This is a genomic window from Pontibacillus halophilus JSM 076056 = DSM 19796 (assembly GCF_000425205.1).
GTDB classification, from domain to species: Bacteria; Bacillota; Bacilli; order Bacillales; family BH030062; genus Pontibacillus_A; species Pontibacillus_A halophilus.
The window spans coordinates 297,350-318,445 of record NZ_AULI01000001.1 but is presented as its reverse complement, the minus strand read 5'-3'; the positions used below and the strand labels follow the sequence as shown (position 1 = coordinate 318,445).

The following is a 21,096-nucleotide window of genomic DNA, read 5'->3' as shown; positions in this document are numbered from 1 at the left end:
TTTACTAAAGGACTGAGATGAGATAGGAGAGTGGAAACGTGAAGTTATTTCGTACAATAATGGGGCATTCCTCCCATGTAAATAAAGCGGTGTTCTCACCGGATGGGGCGCTTGTTTCTTCTGCAGGATTTAGTGGTGAATTGTGCGTGTGGGATGTAAGGAGTGGAGAGCTCGTACATGATTTAAAGGGTCACGAACAATCTGTTAATGGGATTGTATTTAACGAAGAGGGGACGGTCCTTTACTCCGCAGCGAAAGACGGCTACGTCATAGAGTGGGATGTGCAATCAGGGGAACAGTTAAGATCTATTCAAGTGGATAAGAAAGGGGTTTCTTCCCTGTTTATTGATGAGCTACAAGGTAAGCTCTTCTATAGTACACCAAAGTTCATGGTAGGAGTGCTTCTTCTTAAAGACTTTACAATTTGTTTAGAGAAAAAGGCAACTTCTAAAAATATCAACTTGTTACATTATTGTAGTCAAATAAATTTATTAGCCATTGGAGGCCTTGGAGAAGAGGTGACGTTTCTCTCTACTGCAGGGGAAGAGGTAGATTATCTTCATTCTGCACACGAAATGGCTGTAATGGGGTTTAAATTCTTTGATAAGGGGAAACGAGCGTTGTCGGTTGGCTACAACGGGGAGGTGTACGAGTGGGACTTAACGAGCCATAACCGATCTGAAATTGTTAATCTCTCTCAGAAGGCGTATTATTCCTTAGCCGTTCATCCGGATGAAAGGCACTTCGCAATATCGCTTCCATATGCTGTGAAGCTGATGACACGTGAAGGGGAAGAACGATTTCACTTCGACCTTAAATCAAAAGGGAACTACGCGCTAAATTTCTCACGAGATGGACAAGCACTAGCGCTTGCATCCGCGGATAAGCGTATACGTATTTGGACATTATAGAGGTAAATAAACTGCTATCCGTATAAGGTTCTGTTACAGATGAGTGTTGGGTTCATAATGAAGGGAGTGTGTGCAGGATGATAGAGGAAGAAAGCGGGGAAATGAACCTTATCTTCTTCACTCACTTTCTTCGTGCGCACGTTATACCACATTCTTATTCTTTGTAACAGAACAAATCTTTAAAAAATTTCGGATATAAGCGCCTAGCTTTACAGTTAACAGAAAGTTATGAGAAGGTAAGAAACATGTGTTTATCGACACCAAATGACATCAACACAAAAGGAGCATATTATCCAAAATGTCAGAAGATCCTATTAAGCATACTTCTAAAATAGATTGGCCTGTATTCGCCATCAGTGGAGGATTGCTTGTTGCATTCGTTGTTGCAGCTTTTATTAGTATTGACGGAGTCTCAAACTTCGTTAACGTTACATTTGCTTGGTCCTCTAAGTACTTCGGTGCTTTCTGGCAAGTACTTATGTTAGCAAACTTTTTAGTGGCTTTATATGTAGCATTTTCAAAATACGGAAAAGTTCGTTTAGGATATTTAGAAAAACCTGAAATGAGTACCTTCAAATGGTTGTCTATTATTATGGCAACGTTACTCGCAGGTGGAGGCGTGTTCTGGGCAGCGGCTGAGCCGATGTACCACTTTATGACAACCCCTCCGATTAACGGTGGCATTGAAGCTATGTCTGAATCTGCGATTGTTCCTGCGCTTGCGCAAAGCTTTATGCACTGGGGCTTCCTAGCATGGGCAATTCTTGGAACAATCAGTGCCGTCGTCATGATGTACGGTCACTATCATAAGGGTATGCCGTTGAAGCCAAGAACGCTTCTATACCCAATCTTTGGTGAGCGTCTTCGTAATAGTGCACTTGGAACAATTGTTGATGCATTTGCCATTATCGCAGTTGCAGCTGGAACAATTGGTCCAATCGGATTCCTTGGCTTACAAGCAAGCTACGGTTTATCCGCGCTGTTTGGAATTCCAGATCAATTCTCAACTCAGCTTGCGATTATTATCGGTCTTGTTGTTGTATCCACAATTTCAACGGTAACAGGACTTCATAAAGGAATTCAGATCTTAAGTAACTTTAACGTTCGACTTGCAATTGGACTCATTGCGTTCACGGTTGTATTTGGACCTGGTGGGTTCATCATTGATTACTTTATTTCTTCATTTGGTTTCTACGTGGATAATTTCATTCCAATGAGTACGTACCGCGCTGACGTTGAATGGTTAGGTAGCTGGACGGTCTTCTTCTGGGGTTGGTTCATTGGGTATGGTCCAATGATGGCAATTCTAGTAAGCCGTATTTCTAGAGGTCGTACGATTCGTGAAATTATTACAGCGGTAGGTGTTATTGCACCAATCATTACAACGTTCTGGTTTACTGTACTAGGTGGTTCAGGAATCGCATTTGAAATCGAAAACCCTGGATCTGTTTCTGAGCAGCTTACAAATGGTGGTATGCCAGCAGCGATGATTGCGATTACGGAACAACTTCCGTTGGCAGCAATTATTTCACCGCTATTCTTACTTCTAACGATCATCTTCGTAGTAACGACAGGTGACTCGATGTCTTATACGATTGCGATGGCCGTGTCTGGTGAAGGAAATCCAAAAGTTTGGGTTCGAATCTTCTGGGCGATGCTAATGGGTACGATTGCAGCCATTCTTCTTTATGTGGGTGAAGGCGGCGTATCAGCCCTTCAGAACTTCATCGTCGTAACGGCAGTGCCTGTGTCCATCTTATTACTACCGGTCATCTGGCTCGCACCTCGTGTTTCTAAAGAATTGTATAATACGCAAATTAAAGGTAAATAATAACGAACCCCTTCACAATCTTTGTGAGGGGGTTTTTCTTATATCATAGGGGGGAAATGAGGGATTGAAGAGAAACGTATGGGAGGGTTAAATATGAATGCAGTTGTTATAGAGCAATACGGGGGCACAGAAGTCCTTAAAGGAAAAGAAGTGCCAACCCCAGAGATTGAGCGCAATCAAGTCCTAGTAGAGGTGTACGCTACTTCAATCAACCCAATTGATTGGAAGGTACGCGAAGGGTACTTACAAGAAATGTTGAAGTGGGACTTTCCCATTATATTAGGTTGGGATGTAGCTGGTATCATTACGGAGGTTGGAGAAGATGTAGAAGGATATAAGCCAGGTGACCGCGTATTTGCACGCCCTGCTACAACGAACCAGGGAACGTATGCGGAGTATGTACCAGTGGATGAATCGCTCCTTGCGCCGCTTCCAGATGGCGTGAAGTTCTCTGAGGCAGCTTCTGTCCCTCTTGCCGGTTTAACCGCTTGGCAGTGCTTGTTTGACTCCTTAAACATTCAAGAAGGCGATCATGTGCTCATTCATGCTGGTTCTGGAGGCGTAGGAAGTTTCGCCATACAGTTTGCGAAAGAAGCAGGTGCCTATGTAAGCTCCACAGCTAGCGGCTCAAATGAAGAACTACTAAAATCTTTAGGTGTCGACCAATTTATTAATTATAAGGATGAGAACTTTGAAGATGTTGTGAAGGATGTGGATGCAGTACTCGATACATTAGGAGGCGATGTTCAAGCGGGAAGTCTTCGGACATTGAAACAAGGTGGGAAGCTTGTTTCAATCGTTGGAGTTGATCACGAAGAGCTTGCCAAAGAACGAGGCGTACATGCGGAAGCTTACTGGCTTGAGCCGGATGGCGAACAGTTAGCGGCAATCGGAAGCCTATTAGAACAGAAGAAAGTTAAACCCATTGTTGGCCATGTATTCGAGTTTAACGAGCAAGGCGTGAAAGAGGCTCATGAATTAAGTGCTACCCATCATGCAAGAGGCAAAATCGTTATTCAAATGAAAGAGGATGATTGCTAATCCGTTCATTGTAGAAGACTAACCTTAAAAATAAGGTTAGTCTTTCTTTATGTAGTATGGAAACGTATAATTAACAGAAAATATAGGGGGAAAGGTAATGTTTTTGTAAAGAAAAAAAGTTATGAATTTACATTAATGGTTTACCGTTTTAAAATGTTTTTATATATTCCATAAATGTGCCCTCTATACATACACATAAATACAGAAGTAAAGGAGCCATTCTATGTTTGATTCATTGCTCTTTGATACAATGTTGATTGCTGCCTTAGGAATAGGGTCGCAATGGGTCGGATGGCGTTTTCGTATTCCAGCCATAGTCGTGATGTCGATTGTGGGGTTGCTAGCTGGCCCGATACTGGGTGTGATAAATCCATCTGAAGATTTTGGTGAAGTCTTTAAACCACTGATTTCATTGGCAGTGGCTATTATATTATTTGAAGGAAGTTTAAGTCTTGATTTTAGAGAGGTTCGTGGACTTGGTCGACCGGTATTCCGAATTGTCACCATTGGAGCGTTCCTAGCTTGGATTTTAGGCTCGCTTGCCGCGCACTACGTCGCAGGACTGTCTCTAGCTGTCGCATTCGTTATTGGTGGGCTATTCATCGTAACAGGGCCAACGGTCATCTTGCCATTGCTCCGACAGGCTAAGCTAAAGCCAAGACCTGCTGCATTATTAAAGTGGGAAGGAATTGTAGTCGACCCATTTGGAGCATTACTTGCTGTATTCGCCTTTGAGATTATCCAATTCTTCTCGAATGACGATGTTACAGCCATGACACTTCTCATGTTCTTCCTAGCCTCAGGCTTTGCAACCTTACTAGGTTATGGTTGTGCAAAGGGATTAGGTTACATCTTCGAGAATGGTCATGTGCCTGAGTTCCTTAAATCCCCTGTCATGTTTGGTGTTGTCATTGCGTGTTTCACTGTTGCTGATGAAATCACGCATGAAACAGGACTATTAGCAGTTACAGCAATGGGGATTACGCTTGCGAATATGCATATTTCATCTATTCAGGATATGCGACATTTCAAGGAGAATATCTCGATCTTGCTTACGTCAGCTGTCTTCGTAATGTTGACAGCCTCGTTAACGAAAGAAACGTTACTGCAAATCTTAGATATTAACATCTTGGCATTCGTCTTATTGATGTTGTTTGTCGTACGTCCATTATCGATATGGCTCTCAACCATTGGTACGGATTTAACTTCGGCTGAGAAGACGTTCGTCGGATGGATTGCACCTAGAGGGATTGTGGCTCTAACGGTTGCGAGTTACTTCTCGAGTGTGTTGTCTGAATCAGGATTTGAAGATGCTTCCATTCTGACGTCACTTACGTTTGCCCTTGTATTTTCTACTGTACTTGCTCATGGTTTCTCGATTGGTTGGTTAGCGAAGAAGCTAGGCCTTGCCATAGACAACCAGCCGGGGGTACTAATTGTTGGTGCAAGTTCGTTTAGTACTGCGTTATCGAAGACGTTAAAGGAACTAAAGATTCCTGTACTCATCTCAGATTCCTCTTTCCAAAGGTTAGAAACAGCAAGGAAAGCTGGGATTCCGTTTATTCGTGAAGAGATTCTCTCGGAACAGACGGAGTATAATTTGGACATGACGCCTTATGAATATATGATTGCAGCATCTGAACTGGACTCATACAATGCGCTTGTATGTAACACGTTTGTACCTGAAATTGGTCGTTCGAATTTATTCCAACTTGCGCTTCACAATCGAAGAGGGGAAGATTTAGAGGCGATGGGGAATACAATTGGAGGCCGACTGCTCTTCAATGAACAGGCGACGTGGGAAGCATTGAATGAGAAAGTAGAAAGCGGCTTTGTATTCCGTAAGACGAATATTACGAACCAATACCGTTATCAGCAATACATGGATGAGCGTCATCCAGAGGCGATTCCGCTCTTTATCCTAAAGCCATCAGGCAAAATCGAATTCTTCACAAGGAAGTCTCAGCGTAAAGCTGAACCAGGTGATCTTGTTGTCAGCTTGACGCCTCCTACGAAAGAATTTAAGAAGATTCAAGAGAAAATCACAGAAAAGAAAACCTAACAAAAGCGCTAGAGCCATGCTCTAGCGCTTTTCTAATGCTATGAAACCTTTTTAGAGGCTGGTTGAGGGGTAGGGTTAATCAAGCTATATAACCACCCAAGGAACGCCCCTATAAGAGCCAACGTAATCCACCCCAGTCCTTCTTGGAATAAAGGTAAAGGAGTTAAAATCTGTTCAAGGAACGATACATTGATAGCCAACGCGTTCAGTCCATCGTAGAGAGCTACGATAAAGGTCAATAGTAGTGCTCCTCGATACACGTACGGCGAACTATTGAACAGTGCGTCAAATAACGACAACACCATTAATACAATCGCCAATGGGTAAACGAATGAGAGGACGGGTACAGAGATTTCAATAATTTGACTCAGACCTAGATTTGTAATCAATAAACTAACAAGCGTGGTGAGTCGAACCATGGTTTGATACGAAATAGATTGAAACGTTTCTGAGAAGAACTGACTGTTTGCAACAGTGAGTCCTACACATGTTGTGAAACATGCGAGAGCTACAATTACGCCGAGTAACAGAGCCCCGTTAGGTCCAAATAGCATGGCGGTCGCATTGGACAGAATATCACCGCCATTGTCGAAGGTTCCTTCGCTTGCCATCTTGGTACCAATCCACCCAATAGACGTATAAACGAAAATAAGACCGGCTGCTGTGACAGCCCCAGCTTTTAACGTCTGCTTAATCAACGTTCTTTTTTGAGCGACGCCTCTGTCTTTTAATGCCTTCACAACAATAATACCGAATGCAAGTCCCGCAATGGCATCCATCGTAAGATATCCATTGATAAATCCGCTAAAGAAAGGTCCTTCTGTATAATCACCACTTGGTGACTGAGCTGGCGCTTCGAAGCCTAAGAAGCTTGCCATACAGAGGCCTACGATTGCAATGAGAAGAATAGGAGTCAGCCATTGACCAATCCGGTCTACAATCTTACTAGGGTTAAGACTTACCCAGTACACAAGTGCAAAGAATAAGACAGAGAAGACTGGTAGCACCCATCCGCTCGTAACCGATCCAAAGAGAGGCTCAACGCCCATTTCGTAGGCTACATTGGCCGCTCTTGGAATCCCAAAGAAGGGCGCAATAGCTAAATAAATGACGGATGCGAACACGGTCCCGAAGAGTGGGGATACCCTTGATGCGAATCCTCTTGCATCCGTTCCACCAAGGGCGATTGCAGTCACCCCTAATATAGGCAATCCAACACCTGTAATAATAAATCCACTTATAGCTAGCCAGTAGGAAGTTCCGGCTTGAATACCGAGGCTAGGCGGGTAAATTAGATTCCCGGCTCCAAAGAATAGGGCAAACAACATAAACCCGATAAGGAATATATCTTTCGTGCGCATATTCCAAGCTCCTTTCTATCGTTAGTCTATCCAATTGGTCGGAAAACGAACAACCTAGAACAATAGGCGAGACTTTCTAGTAAACAAATTGACAAACAATTCTAACAATTAATAAGACAAAAAAGTCTTCCCTCTTATGGGGGGTAAGATGAGGTTATCTTATCAACGTTTGTCGTATCTTGTCAATTAATTATCAAAAAATTTAGAATTAACAATAAAATTATGGAAGATTATAGATAAATCTGGGTTATATCCCAGTTCATTATCCTCCTAAGAAAAACAACTTTACTAGCATAAATCATCTATAAATTTTTTTAAAGGATAAAATCATTGGAATTGTTTGAGAATAATAAAAGCGTCCTAATCTACTATTAAGATTAGGACGCTTTTATTAGATTTCTGGTTCGTTCAGCCATTCTCGGTAGAAATGTACAACGATTGTCTTCACGACAGCGTAGAATGGGATGACAAATAACAAACCGATAAATCCAGCAATGCTACCTGCTGCTAGAATTAACGTAATAATGGTTAATGGGTGTAAACTAAGTGCTTTCCCCATGACGTTCGGCGAGATGAGGTTTCCTTCAATTTGCTGAGCAATAATCATAATCACAATCACCCATACAATGGTGAGCGGATTCTGGAACATTGCGACGAGTAGCGCAGGAATAACAGCAAGATAAGGTCCTGCGAACGGTATGACGTTTGTAATCATTCCGAATAACGCCAGAGAAAGAGCGTAGGGGAGCCCCACAATTAAATAACCGATGTAAAGCAAGATTCCAACACATACACTGACAAGCATTTGACCTTGGATAAAGGCGGATAAGGTTGAATCAATGCCATTTAATAACCTACCAAAGCTCTGTGCCTTTCGTTCCTTAAAGAATTGCATGAGGAAAGGCTTTAGCTTCTCTCCATCTTTCAACATATAGAATAAGAAGAACGGCACAAGTACAAGCAGAAACAAGAATTGTACGATGGAACTGATGGCAGTCACGATGATGGATGTTGCATTCACCGCTAGGTCTTGTAAGTTAGCAAACAGCTTGTCTTGCATATCTTCAAGTGTCGTCGTGACTTGATCAGGAAGAATCGATTGGTTGCTCTGCCAAATACTAACGAGATATTCAACTTCCTGCACCATTGCTGGCCAGTTGTCAATTAGCTTCGTAAACTGACTTTGAGCGATTGGTGCGATAAATGTGGAAATTAAATAAACTACAAAGATGATGATTCCGAACACGGTTAAAATCGCTAAAAACCGAGGAACTTTGTAGCGTTCCAGGAACAGAACGATGGGTCTTGTTACATAGTACAGCACTCCTGCTGCGATAAAGGGAAAAGCAACGGCACCGATATATTTCGTTAGTGGGCCAAAGATAAAGCTGACTTGGCTAATCATCCAGATGAGAATAAACACAAGGATGGCTACAATGAGTGATTGAAACCATTTTCTATGTATAAGCGTCGACACGCTACCACCACCTACTTAGAATCTTACTATCTATTATTACCAAATAGTGTACCATATAACAATTCTATATCCTTTTAATTTATCACGTGAATTTATGAAAAGAGTTTGCCATCTTTATAGTATGAGTCTCTATCTCATTGTATACTGAAAGTAGTTGTTTTTTATCTGGCTTTGTGACGCCGTCATGCTTAGAGTTGGGCATGATTGTTTGCAAAGTCTCTATCTTTAAGGAGGGGTTATATGGATTGGAAGACTACTTATGAGAAATGGTACAATCATCCGAAGCTTGATGCGGACATGAAGGTAGAGTTAGAGAAAATTGGGACTAACGAATCGGAGCTTGAGGATTCGTTCTATCAGAACTTGGCTTTCGGTACGGGTGGATTACGAGGGGTAATGGGTCCAGGTACGAACCGAATGAATACGTACACCGTTCGAAAAGCGGTAGCCGGATTAGCGGCATACATAGAAAACCATGTAGAACACTACCAGTCGCGTGGAGTAGCGGTTGGGTATGATTCACGCTATAACTCGAGGGAGTTTGCGATTGAAGCAGCTAGAGTGCTTGGAGCAAAGGGAATTCAGACCTATGTGTTCGAATCTCTTCGTCCTACGCCATATCTATCGTTTGCTGTACGCTATCTTCACGCAGCGGCTGGAATTATGATTACAGCAAGTCACAACCCTCCTGAATACAATGGATTTAAAGTATATAATGACCTGGGTGGACAGACGCCCCCAGAACAGGCAGATAAAATCTATCATCAAATAGAAGCAATTGAAGATGAGATCGAGATTGATACGATTACGAGAGAGCAAGCAGAAGCGGATGGAAAGCTCGTATGGATTGGAGACACAGTCGACAAGGCGTACTTACAGAAGTTGGCGACGATTACAAAGAACGAAGAAGCCATTAAGCAACATGCGAAAGATGTGAAGGTGGTCTTCACTCCGCTTCACGGTACGGCACATCTCCCAGTTAAAGAAGGGCTTGAACAGCTAGGCTTTAATCAGGTATACGTAGTGAAGGAACAGGCGGAGCCAGACCCTGAATTCAGTACAGTAGCATCTCCAAATCCCGAAGAACACCAAGCTTTCGAACATGCCATTCAGCTTGGGGAAGAAGTTGATGCGGACATGTTAATTGGGACAGACCCAGATGCGGACCGTTTGGGTGTTGCTGTACGCAACGGCCAAGGCGAATTTGAGGTGCTGACAGGGAATCAATTAGGTGCGCTTATGCTTGATTATATTCTCTCACAAGCAGATGAACTCCCTGAGGACGGACGCATGATTAAGACGATTGTAACGTCTGAATTAGGACGAGCCATTGCAGATTACTACCATATCCCTACGATTGAGACGCTTACAGGATTTAAGTTCATTGGTGAGAAAATACAAGAATTCTATGACCAAGGTGAAGGAACCTTCCTATTTGGTTACGAAGAAAGTTATGGTTATCTAGTTGGCGACTTTGTCCGTGATAAGGATGCTGTACAAGCGGCTATGTTATCAGCTGAGATGGCTGCTTACTGGAAAGGGGAAGGGAAGTCCTTGCATGAGGCGCTTCATTCTTTATTTGACCGCTTCGGGTATTATTTGGAAGGCCTTGAGTCTACGACGCTGAAAGGAAAAGACGGGTCAGAGAAGATTCAATCCTTAATGAACCACTTCCGTTCTACTCAGTATGAGCAGATTGGAGAGTTTGAAGTGGCTACGGTTGAAGACTACGAGGCGCAGACGAAACGTAATCAAGCTTCTGGTTCAGTTAAAGAGATTAACCTTCCGAAAGCAGACGTCATTAAGTTCCATTTGGCTGATGGAAGCTGGTGTTGTTTACGTCCATCTGGAACAGAGCCTAAGATAAAATGCTATTTCGGTGTCAATACGCCTTCAGTTGAAGAGAGCGAGAAGAAATTGAAGTCATTGAAAGAAGCATTTATGAACGAAATGAACAAAGTGCTTTATCAAGAAAAATAAGAAACAGGCAGGCTGGATGAACCAGCTTGCCTGTTTTTGTATTTTTTATGACAAGTAGAGCAAAAATTTACTAAGTCTTAACTGAGATAGGATTCCAATTATTCCAAATCACATGTAAAATAATAAGAAAAAAGACCCTGAATTAGGGTGGGAGTGGTTCATTTGGATGAGATCTATGGTAGTTATCATTACGGGATATTAGCCTTAACCATAGGGATATCTTTGTTTGGCTCCTACATAGCCCTCGACATATCTCAACATTTAGTAAAAACACGGACAGGGACAAAGGGCGTATGGATGTTAATTGGATCCCTTGTGATGGCACTTACTGTCTGGGCCTTTCACTATATTTCATTAGCTGCATTACGGATGCCTGCACCCATCCATTATAGCTGGCCGTTAACCTTCTTCTCTATCGTCCCAATGATGGTAGCTTCTTGGACTGTTTTCTATAGTGTTACGAGAGATCGTCTAAGGTGGATTATCCTTTCAACGGTTGTTATCGGAGCTGGAGTTAGTTCCATGGTTCTCTTAGGGCTTAAGGCGGTTCATATTGAAGGAGTACATGTAGAATTTGATTATGAGTTGCTGTTCTTCACATTTATCTATTCTATGCTTGCCTCATGGCTTGTCTTATACATTTATAAGCGTGTTCAATTGAAATTCCATATTCAATATAAAGTTCTTTATTCGCTTGTATTAGTCATCCTCTCAATTGGCATACATTATTTAGGAGTTAAGTCGCTTAGCTTCTACGATATTCAAGGAGTTACAGAAGATATAAAGAGGGCGCCTGGTAATGAGACATTGCTTATTATTACTGTAGTCGTTGTGCTCATGATTATGCTGACGATTGTAGTCCTCTTTGGACGGGTTGAATCTAGAAGCTCTCTCCAAATGGCTTATTACGACCATTTAACTTCGCTGCCAAATCGACGTTACTTTATTAAAGTGAATGAGGAAGAGGTGGAACGGGCTAAGAAGCAACAAGAGTGCCTTGCTTGTGTGCTCATCGATGTAGACCATTTTAAGTGGGTGAACGACACGTTTGGATACGAGGCGGGGGATGAATTTCTAAGACAGGTGGCAAAGCGAATTCAGAACTACTTGCAACCACATCAACGATTGGCTCGCTTAGACGGAAATCGCTTCGGTGTTCTCACACATTCTAAACTATGTGCCGAAGAGTTAGAAGGCTATTTATGTGGCTTGCAAATTCAGTTTCAGTCTATCCCATTTGAATACGAACGTTTTCAATTTAAGTCGACAATATCTATAGGAGCAAGTGTCTTATCCTTTGAGAAACGGGTGGAGGACAATTTAATTATGCAGGCTGAACAAGCACTTCATTATGCCAAAGTTCATGGTAGAAATAACGTACAGGTGTATAATCAGACGTTGCATGACCGTGCGAGAGAGAACTTAATTCTGTCTCACTTGCAACATGCTTTGGAGAAAGACGAATTCCTTCTTCATTACCAACCGAAGATGGATGTTGTCTATGGAGTTCCTTACCAAGCCGAAGTGTTGCTAAGGTGGAACAATTCCGAGCTTGGGTCTGTATCTCCTGCTGAATTTATCCCGATTGCAGAACGAAACGGATTGATTGTGGAGATTACAGAATGGGTGATTGCAAAGGCACTTCAACAACTACAAGAGTGGAAACAGCTTCATATACCACTATCAAATTTAGCGATTAATATCTCTCCTGTTCATTTTCAATATGGCCACGTATACTCCATGATGAAGAAGTTACTAATGGAATACGATGTTCAGCCAGAATCCATTGAATTAGAGATAACAGAAACATCGGTGATGAAAGATATTGAGGAAGCCGTTCGAACGCTTGAGATGTTAAGAGATTTAGGTGTACGAATTGCACTAGACGATTTTGGTACGGGCCTTTCCTCGCTGAACTATTTACAGCGATTACCTATTGATACATTGAAGATTGATCGGTCGTTCATCCAAGAAATTGAACAAGACCGTAAAAAGCAATCAATTGTGAAGTCAATTATCCAACTAGCTAAAGATTTAGGATTTAGTGTGACGGCTGAAGGGGTAGAGACAGAGAAACAAGTGGAGCTGCTCGTTGAGTTAGGTTGCGACAACTTACAAGGGTTCTATTACTACAAGCCTATGTGCTCTGAATCAGTGGAGCGCCAGCTCATCGTTGCAACTGCATAAAGAAACAGAGAAAGTAGACGGAACATTGAAGTGTTCGGTCTACTTTCATTTTAGTAGCGGTCGTGTATAGAATAGTGATATATACAAGAGAAGGAGGGGGTGAAAGCATGGGGAAATCAGTCCAAGATAAAGCTTCTCAACTACGATATGTCCAAAACCGCGTTCAAATGCTACACGAAGTAGTCGCTACTTATGATGCAGAGAGCGTAGACGTAGAAGATTTAGAACGCTTTCTTACGATGATGAGTGAGCTAGAGATTAAGATTAACCGCTTTAAACAAGATTGGGAAGAGGGGCGATAAGCATGCGCTTTGTGTTCCTGTTCGTATGGGTTTCGTTTCTCGTCTATTCCGTTTTCCTCGCTCCGAATGAAGATAGTGGTGTTCTTAAAGATCTGTTCACCTTGAATGACCCGGACCCGCTCTTAGTATCGGTATTCTCCATGTTAGGGGTATGGCCATTTATTTATACGCTACTTCTAACCGATATGGACCGAGACGAGGTTCCGGCTTGGCCATTCGCATTTTCTTCATTTGTTATCGGAGCTTTTGGTTTGCTGCCCTATTTCATCTTAAGAAGAGGGAAGAGACGTCAAACCCGTCGTCTATCTCAATCCGTACAGAATGCATTGTTTAAGCCGGGGGTAATCGTTACTCTATTCCTGCTATCTGCCTTTCTAGTTGGATATGGATTTATCTTTGGAGATCTTAAAGTGTATCAAGAAGCTTTTCGAACCTCGAATTTTGTTCACGTTATGTCTGTTGACTTTCTTATACTGACAGGGTTGTCTATGTACGTGATTGACCTTCATGAGAAAGAGACGAATCAACAGAAGCGAGGGCGTTTCTGGTATGGTGCGCTTCCTATATTTGGACCACTACTCTACCTTGGTCAAGTAATGAGAAGAAGGTGAAGTCCACCGATTACGGTAGACTTCACCTTCTTTTATTCTTGCTCTAAGTAACGCTTGTCTTTCAAGAAGAGACGCCAGAATAGAATGAATCCAGGTATGAGGATAGCCATTCCAATCGAGAAAGCAATCATGATTTGGTAGAACGTCGCTGGGTTCGTGAATCCATCCTCTATTGTCAAGTACGGATAGACGAGGTAAGGCATATGAGCTGCGCCGTATGCATAAATCGCGAATGCATATTGTAAGATGATTGAAATCATCGCAAGTCTCGTATAGCCCCTTTCTCCGTTTGGACGTTTGACAAAGAGCAGGGTGTATCCAATCAGGAAGAAGATGAAGGACATGAGAAATCCGTACATGTTCTCTTGGATGTTCTCAACAATCCATGAGGCTTCCTCATTCATGGTAATGGTTGTTAGCACGGCTAAGATTAACGTCAACGGGCCAAGCCATATGGAAAGCTTCCGATAGGTATTGTGAGCTTTCTTGTCATTTGCCTCAATTGCATAGTCACTTAGAAACAGTGCGGACAAGAAGAATTCTGTGCTCAATCCGAACAGGATGTGCATATACACTGTCGTTGATGTGAAGAGCTTGCCGAACATGAGCTGAGGAAAATCTCCGCTATCGTCAATAAATCCACCAAGCGTGATCGGTAAGATTGAAATCAATAGCGCTGGAATTAACACACCTGTTAGTCCAGATATGACTGTAAAGGTTCGTTGGAAACGATTGACCTTCTCCGCAAACACCATAAACGTCGTTCGAATGGTTAATAGAATGACACCTAATCCAACAGGAACGAGAAGTAACGTGGCCAACAAGGATGCAGCAAACGGGAAGAAACTGTACAACGATACGACCATTAAGACAAGGAATACATTGGTAACTTCCCACGTAGGTGATAGAAAGCGGTTCGCAAGTCGAGCTGCGGTTGTTTTAGCGTTCTTTCCATAAATCATTCCCCAGAACCCTGCTCCGAAGTCAAGGGAGCCGAGCATGGAGTAAATAAATAAGAAGCTCCATAGGATTGTAACGGCAATTGTAGACTCTTGCATGTATTGGCCCCCTTAAACCATTTCCTCATCGAGCGGTTGTCGTTTGAAATAACTGATTAAAACGACAACTGTTGCGACGGCAAGTATGAAATATAGACCGAGGAACAAGAAAAGCATGACTCCGACATGATTCGCTTGAGTAGCCGCTTCGTGTGTCTTTAATACGTCATTAATGGTCCACGGTTGTCGACCGATACAGCTAAAGCACCAGCCGGTCTCAATGCCAATCATGGCGAGTGGCCCTGCTCCTACGAGAAGTGCGAGCATCCACCCAGGCAATTCTTTCTTTCGAATCCACCTTAAGAAGATAGCGAAGAACGACAACACAATAAGCAAGCTCCCAATCCCTACCATGACGTTAAAGAGGGTATGGATGTAAAGTGGAGGCCATAATTCCTCTGGAAACTCATTAAGCCCAAGTACCTCCGTATCGAACCTGTCCCCAGCTAAGAAGCTGAGTGCGTATGGCACTTCAATTGCATATAAGACTTCCTCTTCTTCACGACTTGTGAACCCACCTATAGATAACGGTGCATATTTAGTGGTTTCAAATAAGCCTTCTGCTCCTGCTAATTTACGTGGCATGTATTCGTGAAGCATTTGAGCTGTCTCGTGTCCATTAATCGCAGTAGAAAGAGACATAATCGCTCCAACATAAAGAGCAATCGTTAGGCTCTTCCGGTGATACGTACGTTCACGAGAGCTGATATTCTTCTTAAGTAATTTGAATGCTGCAATAGAGCCAATGATAAAGGCGACTGTCATATACGCCGATACAGCTACGTGAACAGCAGTCACACCGAAGCTTGGATTAAAGAACGCCTTCCATGGATCGACGTTAATGACTTCACCATTTACCGTCATTTCAAATCCAGATGGAGTGTTCATCCAACTATGTGCATCCGTAATTAAGATGGCAGACGCCAAAGCTCCAAACGCAACAAAGATGATGCTTAGAATTCGTAGCCAGTTTGGCATACGGTCTGCTGCGTATAAGTACATCGACATGAACAAGGCCTCAATTAAGAAGGCATAAATCTCAATTTGGAACGGAAGTGCAATAACTTGACCGACAATTTCCATGTATGCAGGCCATAAAAGATTTAATAGCACGGCTACAATGGTTCCTGTTGCAATCGCGCCTGCCAAAAGGATGGCGAACCCTTTAACGAGACGCTTAGAGAGCAGTGCGTAATCTTTATCTTTCTTAATAGCGTAGAGGACTTCTGCGATAATGACGATAAGCGGAATTCCTACGCCGAGTGTGGCATAGATAATGTGAAACCCTAAAGTGGAACCGAATAAGATTCGAGCGAGTACGACCGCATCCACGACAATTCACCCCTGTTTTTGAATTCGTGTTGTATCTCTCCTATTTATCCCTAATCTGTGAAAGGTTATGCATCATTGGGAGCAAAGGAATGAATCCCCAAACAAAGATAAATTGAAAACACCTGCTTCTGTTAGAAAGCAGGTGTGTAAGGCTACGTATTATGCGATTCGCCCATAGCGATGTAGTGTGAATAAGGCTTCAATCGTTCGAATGCCAGTCCAATCTTGCTTTGATTGCTCCCAGGCGTCTTCATCCGTCCCCCAACTCCAAGTCGGTCGGATTACTCCTTCTGATTCGAGTTGTTCGATAAGGTGGTCTAGATTCTCTTCAATGGCTCGTTCTGGTATTCCATATGTCGATGACTGTGGGGTTGGAACAAATTGTAGTGGAGTCGGAACGTAGTTCTTCCAGTCTTCTTTAGACAAGTGAACCGTTTGTTGAACTCCTCTTACAAGCTGCTCCTCCACCGACTCAGACCGAACCTCTGGAATCGTCGCAAATAACCTCATATAGCTATACAATTCATGAGATTCAAATTGTTCTTTCTGCAAGAAAGTCTGGACGGCTACTTCTAGTAAGAAATCCATATTAAGTCGTTTGGAGTAGCTCTCAAAAAGCGTCATGTATCCAATCAATTCTGCATTCGGATTGCCCCATGTATCATCGATACCAGATTGTCCTGAATCATTTACGGCCCACCATGGGGCGTGTGGAGCATCGTTCACTTCTTTCGGTACAGCATACCAGCCACGACGTTCTTCATCAAAGGTAGACTCTAAATAACGAACCGCCTTACGAAAGATTGGCTGTGCCTCACGGTCATCATAAAAGGGTAGCAACCGTTGAAGCGCAACAGAGGTCGCAAGAGAAGATGAGGCAGGTGTAAGAAAATCTGGTTCCAGACCATTCCCAAATCCTCCGTCTTCATTTTGATACCTTTCAATCTCCGCAAATACTTCCATTCTGTTCCCGTTTTCAAATGCAAGCCGGAATAAAGCTTGTTCCAAAGGGCGTCCATACGTAAGCACCCAGTCCTGCGCGGATTGAAACGCCCCGGTAGATAATTGTTTCATTACTTTCGCCTCCAATTCTATGTATAACGCATGTAACGGTTACGTTCATTCTATACTGATTGTCTCAATAATCCTATGGAAGCGAAAGGGTTTTGAATTTGAGACATGGAAGTTAATGGGATGGTTGAAAAGAGATATAACGAGCCGATACAGAGAGAAAGAGTAGACAGGGGGAGAAAGTGTGAAATTCAAAGATTTACATCGAAACGTACAAATTCGAATCTGCATGCAGTTTTTAACTGGCTTCACAATGGGGGCTGTCTTTCCATATTTGGCTATTTATTTCGCAGGACGAGTGGGGGAAGTGATGACCGGCCTCATGCTAATGGCAGTCGTCTTGAGTGGTTTGGTAGGGGGCCTTGTAGGCGGATTTATATCTGACCAGATTGGGCGAAAGCAACTAATGGTATGGTCAGAGTTTGGGGTTGGAATGGTTTTCATAGTTATTGCATTCCTCAATTCCCCATGGTATAGCGAGACGTACGGAACATTTGGGCTGTTGCTCTTGTCCATGTTGTTTGGAGGTGTGTTAGGTCCAACTTCTCAAGCTATGGTATTAGATGTCACAACATCTGAGAATCGTCGCTATGTGTTCACACTCATGTACTGGGTCAACAATGTCTCCATGGCGCTTGCTGGCATGCTAGGCGCCTTTCTATTCGCAAATTATTTATTTCAGCTGTTCTTAGCGGTAGCAGCCTTATCGATCTTGTCAGCTTGGATCACGTCTCGCTTTATTATCGAAACGTACAAACGACCCGAACAAAGTAAGGGGAAGGAAAAGACGTCTATTTGGAACAATTACAAACCCGTCTTTCAAAATAAAACATTTCTCGCCTTTCTTGGAGCTGGAGTGTTGATCTTCGCGTTAGAGGAACAATTGACGAATTATCTCGCAGTTCGGTTCTCCGAAGTGATGAGCGCAGAACCTTTACTCCCATTCGGGAATGGGGGCATAGGAGTAGATGGGACACTGATGCTAGGTATCTTACGTACTGAAAATACGGTCCTTGTCGTGTTCATCGCTACGTTCGTGACATGGATGGTTCGTAAATGGGAGAACAAGTCCATCTTAATTGTTGGCATTACAATTTATACGATTGGTTATGCGGTGTTCACCTTAACGCATACACCATGGCTGTTAATGGTTATGATGCTCTTAGTCACACTTGGCGAACTGATGTATTATCCAGTCGCTCAAAGCATGTTAGGCGATTTACCTCCTGACGATGCGAAAAGTTCCTATATGGCGGTGTACGAATTTACATTCTATAGTGCCACGTTCGTGGCTGGAGTTGGGATTATGCTAGGCAGTGTGATTCCAAGCTTTGGCATGGGGATCCTCTATGTGCTCTTTGGAGCTACAGGTCTCTTCTTGTACCTACACGTAAATGAGAAATTGAAAGAGAAAGAGACGCTCCCCAAGGCGGTCCAAGAACCCACACAAACGTCTAACTCTTCATAAGTTCTTCAGCTGCGAGCCATCCTGACAGCGAAGTACCTAACGTACCTGCTCCAGGGAAGACCGTATCTCCACATACATACATCTTGGGGATACCAGTATAGACGGACTGGCTATTTAGCCAGCTCCACTTTCCTGTTGGCGCATAACCACCTACTTGACCTTTGTGTCTAGAAGTAAAACGCTCAAAGGTGACAGGAGTACCTGGCATGCGCACATCAATTAACTCCGTAAACTGTGGGAAGTGCTTCTGTATTCCGTTCATCACCACTTCTTCATAGTGTGACTTCCGTTCTTCATAATGCTCTTGATTCCACCAAGGGTCTGCCTTTGTATGGGTGGATACGGTGACAGAGCGTTTCCCGATAGGGGCCATAGTCAGGTCGTCTTTCGCTGAGAAGGAAAGTAGAAATTGATTCCCTTCACTTAATGGCAGATTTTGATCCTGCACGATTTGATGGTAGAGAACATCATCTCGGAACTCATCCTTCACGCCGAAATACATCATAAACGCTCCCCATGTATTCTCCTGACCAGTTTCTTTCGGGATATTCGAGGCCTTCGCCAACTCAGGAGAAACTGTAGAATGAAAGTTGTGCAGGGAATGATTTAAGATGATTCGTTCTGCCTCATACGTTCGCTCCCGGCGACTCTTTATACGGAACCCTGAGCCTTGACGCTCAATGGTTAGAGCAGGTCTACGTTTGTGAACGGCACCTCCTTGTTCCTCAATGAATGCTCCTAGCTTCTCTGCGATGGATGCTAACCCGCCTTCAACGGCATAAGCGCCTTTATGGAACGTTTGGAGGGCTGCATAACCGAGAAATGCTGGGCACTGGTCAGCGGTCGTTTGTACACTGTCCATTAGCTGTCCATTCAGGAAGGTCATGAATCGTTCATCTCGATCAAGATGGTATTTCTTTAACCGGTCTGCTACCGTCGACGTGAAATAGGGGAGTAACGTTACGTTTCGGTAGTTCACGTATTTTAGCAAATTCGCCCAGTCTCTTGGACGACTCGGTGGAAATACAGGAAGGTCTGTTAAGATGCTATCGAGTTTTCGACCAACGCTAAACACCTCATGGAAGAAGCGTTGTACTTGTGCTTGTTTAGTAGGAAACACTCTGCCTGCCTCTGTAAACCATTTATGCGCATCTCGGTAGTAATGAATGGTTTCATCTGGCAGGTAGATGTTCATAATCGTATCCATCCGTCGCATAGGTGGAGGGGTGAGTTCGAGGTGTTGAAATAATTGTTGAAGGACGCCACCTTCTTCAAAGCCCATGCCTACTGTAGCGCCAGCTTGAAATCGATAGCCAAATCGGTCAAATTTCCCTGCTGAACCACCAAGTTCATTCGAGGCTTCGAGTACCCCGACCTTGTAACCGGCCTTCGCCAAGACAGCTCCTGCACTCAGTCCTCCGAAACCGGCTCCAACAATGAGGGTGTCATAGTGCTCCATCGTCCCTACCTCCTTTAACCATAAGTATATCGATACGATTCCCATAGCGGAACGTGTTGATGCTTTAAGGAGCGCATTGGGCCAAAGAGAGCTCAACACTCGCATTAAGATGAAATGATTTAGTATGATGGGGGTAGAACGACGTTTAAAGGAGGAATACAGCATGGCAAAGCATCACTTCCATTTAAATGCTGAATGGCCAGGTGGCCGTAACACTGTTGGCCGCATTGAAGCTGATAAACTGAAAACAGAAATCTCTATACCTAAAGAGATGGACGGACCAGACGTCGGTACGAATCCCGATGAAATGTTACTAGGTGCTGCGGCGACGTGCTACATCATTACACTTGGTGCGATGATTGAACGGGCTGAACTGCCGCTTCACGAAATGGGCATGACGTCTGAAGGCATTGTGGATGTAACGAACGGTCGTTTCAATTACGATGAGATCATCCACCGTCCAACTGTTACATTGAAAGAAGATGCGACAGAGGAACAGCTGGACAAGCTCCAGGCACTCGTTGAGAAAGCGGAGAAAACGTGTATGATTTCTCGCGCTATTGAAGGAAACGTGAAGCTCACGTTAGAGCCGACGTTAGGTGTTCTACCTCCATCTGAATAACCCTGCGGCAACGGTGCCGAAACGAGCTCGAGAGAAGCCTATGAACAAGAAATGGGTTTTTCTCGAGTTTTCTTTGTGTGATTTTTACAATAATCGTGATAAGATGATGATGTACATTTGAATAAGTTTTCCTTCGGGGTCGGGTGAAAATCCCAACCGGCGGTGATGAAGCTTACACGCTTACGAGCCCGCGACCCGTAGCTACCTACTAGCTATGGCTGATTTGGTACCAATCCAAAGCCGACGGTGAAAGTCCGGATGGGAGAAGGAAATGGCGCAACGTCTAAAGATCAAATTCTGGACGTGTATCCAATTTTAGAGAC

General features: G+C 43.4%; 16 protein-coding genes and 1 riboswitch. Of the genes, 10 read left to right on the top strand and 6 right to left on the bottom strand.

The window, feature by feature from the left end; all coding sequences use genetic code 11:
- Window positions 1-38: 38 nt before the first annotated feature.
- The 4 genes from H513_RS0101460 to H513_RS0101445 all read left to right on the top strand — a co-directional run bounded on the left by H513_RS0101460 (window position 39) and on the right by H513_RS0101445 (window position 5,845).
- Window positions 39-911, top strand: coding sequence for a WD40 repeat domain-containing protein (locus tag H513_RS0101460; RefSeq protein WP_026799104.1), 873 nt, complete (start codon window positions 39-41; stop codon window positions 909-911).
- A gap of 298 nt (window positions 912-1,209) precedes the next feature.
- A complete protein-coding gene (locus H513_RS0101455) occupies window positions 1,210-2,742 on the top strand; it encodes a BCCT family transporter (RefSeq protein WP_026799103.1) in 1,533 nt (510 codons plus the stop codon).
- A gap of 93 nt (window positions 2,743-2,835) precedes the next feature.
- Window positions 2,836-3,783 carry an NADP-dependent oxidoreductase gene (locus H513_RS0101450; RefSeq protein ID WP_026799102.1) on the top strand — a complete coding sequence of 316 codons (948 nt, stop codon included), beginning with the start codon at window positions 2,836-2,838 and terminating at the stop codon, window positions 3,781-3,783.
- A gap of 223 nt (window positions 3,784-4,006) precedes the next feature.
- A complete protein-coding gene (locus H513_RS0101445; protein WP_026799101.1) occupies window positions 4,007-5,845 on the top strand; it encodes a cation:proton antiporter in 1,839 nt (612 codons plus the stop codon).
- A 38-nt stretch (window positions 5,846-5,883) separates the two neighbouring features.
- Here the strand turns inward: H513_RS0101445 and brnQ are convergent, their stop codons facing one another.
- The gene (gene brnQ, locus H513_RS19405; protein WP_036768780.1) at window positions 5,884-7,206 is read right to left on the bottom strand and encodes a branched-chain amino acid transport system II carrier protein; all 1,323 of its coding nucleotides are present in this window, start codon (window positions 7,204-7,206) and stop codon (window positions 5,884-5,886) included.
- 391 nt (window positions 7,207-7,597) lie between these two features.
- On the bottom strand, window positions 7,598-8,683 hold the full coding sequence (locus H513_RS0101435; RefSeq protein ID WP_026799100.1) for an AI-2E family transporter: 1,086 nt from the start codon (window positions 8,681-8,683) through the stop codon (window positions 7,598-7,600).
- 240 nt (window positions 8,684-8,923) lie between these two features.
- Here H513_RS0101435 and H513_RS0101430 point away from each other — a divergent pair, with 240 nt between their 5' ends.
- The 4 genes from H513_RS0101430 to H513_RS0101415 all read left to right on the top strand — a co-directional run bounded on the left by H513_RS0101430 (window position 8,924) and on the right by H513_RS0101415 (window position 13,763).
- The gene (locus H513_RS0101430; RefSeq protein WP_026799099.1) at window positions 8,924-10,663 is read left to right on the top strand and encodes a phospho-sugar mutase; all 1,740 of its coding nucleotides are present in this window, start codon (window positions 8,924-8,926) and stop codon (window positions 10,661-10,663) included.
- Between the two features lie 162 nt (window positions 10,664-10,825).
- Window positions 10,826-12,850 carry a putative bifunctional diguanylate cyclase/phosphodiesterase gene (locus H513_RS0101425; RefSeq protein WP_026799098.1) on the top strand — a complete coding sequence of 675 codons (2,025 nt, stop codon included), beginning with the start codon at window positions 10,826-10,828 and terminating at the stop codon, window positions 12,848-12,850.
- Between the two features lie 107 nt (window positions 12,851-12,957).
- A complete protein-coding gene (locus H513_RS0101420; protein WP_026799097.1) occupies window positions 12,958-13,152 on the top strand; it encodes an SE1561 family protein in 195 nt (64 codons plus the stop codon).
- Between the two features lie 2 nt (window positions 13,153-13,154).
- Window positions 13,155-13,763: a hypothetical protein gene (locus tag H513_RS0101415; protein ID WP_036768785.1), complete on the top strand. Its 609-nt coding sequence runs from the start codon at window positions 13,155-13,157 to the stop codon at window positions 13,761-13,763.
- Window positions 13,764-13,795: 32 nt separating this feature from the next.
- Here the strand turns inward: H513_RS0101415 and H513_RS0101410 are convergent, their stop codons facing one another.
- The 3 genes from H513_RS0101410 to H513_RS0101400 all read right to left on the bottom strand — a co-directional run bounded on the left by H513_RS0101410 (window position 13,796) and on the right by H513_RS0101400 (window position 17,227).
- A complete protein-coding gene (locus tag H513_RS0101410; RefSeq protein ID WP_026799095.1) occupies window positions 13,796-14,821 on the bottom strand; it encodes a cytochrome d ubiquinol oxidase subunit II in 1,026 nt (341 codons plus the stop codon).
- Between the two features lie 12 nt (window positions 14,822-14,833).
- Window positions 14,834-16,153: a cytochrome ubiquinol oxidase subunit I gene (locus H513_RS0101405; protein ID WP_026799094.1), complete on the bottom strand. Its 1,320-nt coding sequence runs from the start codon at window positions 16,151-16,153 to the stop codon at window positions 14,834-14,836.
- Between the two features lie 159 nt (window positions 16,154-16,312).
- Window positions 16,313-17,227: a hypothetical protein gene (locus H513_RS0101400; protein WP_036768789.1), complete on the bottom strand. Its 915-nt coding sequence runs from the start codon at window positions 17,225-17,227 to the stop codon at window positions 16,313-16,315.
- Window positions 17,228-17,408: 181 nt separating this feature from the next.
- Between H513_RS0101400 and H513_RS19400 the strand changes: the two genes are divergently transcribed.
- Complete coding sequence (locus H513_RS19400) at window positions 17,409-18,692, top strand: MFS transporter (protein ID WP_051239570.1); 1,284 nt, start codon at window positions 17,409-17,411, stop codon at window positions 18,690-18,692.
- Here H513_RS19400 and H513_RS0101390 read toward each other — a convergent pair.
- Entirely contained in the window at window positions 18,679-20,151 is a 1,473-nt protein-coding gene (locus H513_RS0101390) for a phytoene desaturase family protein (RefSeq protein WP_026799092.1), read from the bottom strand. The genes H513_RS19400 and H513_RS0101390 overlap by 14 nt on opposite strands.
- A 163-nt stretch (window positions 20,152-20,314) precedes the next feature.
- Between H513_RS0101390 and H513_RS0101385 the strand changes: the two genes are divergently transcribed.
- Complete coding sequence (locus H513_RS0101385; RefSeq protein ID WP_026799091.1) at window positions 20,315-20,773, top strand: OsmC family protein; 459 nt, start codon at window positions 20,315-20,317, stop codon at window positions 20,771-20,773.
- Window positions 20,774-20,898: 125 nt separating this feature from the next.
- A riboswitch (FMN riboswitch) is annotated at window positions 20,899-21,047 on the top strand.
- Window positions 21,048-21,096 lie beyond the last annotated feature (49 nt).

Coding starts and splice junctions, on each gene's coding strand:
- H513_RS0101430 (WP_026799099.1), top strand. CDS start 8,924: ATGGATTGGAAGACTACTTATGAGAAATGGTACAATCATCCGAAGCTT.
- H513_RS0101455 (WP_026799103.1), top strand. CDS start 1,210: ATGTCAGAAGATCCTATTAAGCATACTTCTAAAATAGATTGGCCTGTA.
- H513_RS0101410 (WP_026799095.1), bottom strand. CDS start 14,821: ATGCAAGAGTCTACAATTGCCGTTACAATCCTATGGAGCTTCTTATTT.
- brnQ (WP_036768780.1), bottom strand. CDS start 7,206: ATGCGCACGAAAGATATATTCCTTATCGGGTTTATGTTGTTTGCCCTA.
- H513_RS0101400 (WP_036768789.1), bottom strand. CDS start 17,227: ATGAAACAATTATCTACCGGGGCGTTTCAATCCGCGCAGGACTGGGTG.
- H513_RS0101420 (WP_026799097.1), top strand. CDS start 12,958: ATGGGGAAATCAGTCCAAGATAAAGCTTCTCAACTACGATATGTCCAA.
- H513_RS0101415 (WP_036768785.1), top strand. CDS start 13,155: ATGCGCTTTGTGTTCCTGTTCGTATGGGTTTCGTTTCTCGTCTATTCC.
- H513_RS0101390 (WP_026799092.1), bottom strand. CDS start 20,151: ATGGAGCACTATGACACCCTCATTGTTGGAGCCGGTTTCGGAGGACTG.
- H513_RS0101450 (WP_026799102.1), top strand. CDS start 2,836: ATGAATGCAGTTGTTATAGAGCAATACGGGGGCACAGAAGTCCTTAAA.
- H513_RS0101385 (WP_026799091.1), top strand. CDS start 20,315: ATGGCAAAGCATCACTTCCATTTAAATGCTGAATGGCCAGGTGGCCGT.
- H513_RS0101445 (WP_026799101.1), top strand. CDS start 4,007: ATGTTTGATTCATTGCTCTTTGATACAATGTTGATTGCTGCCTTAGGA.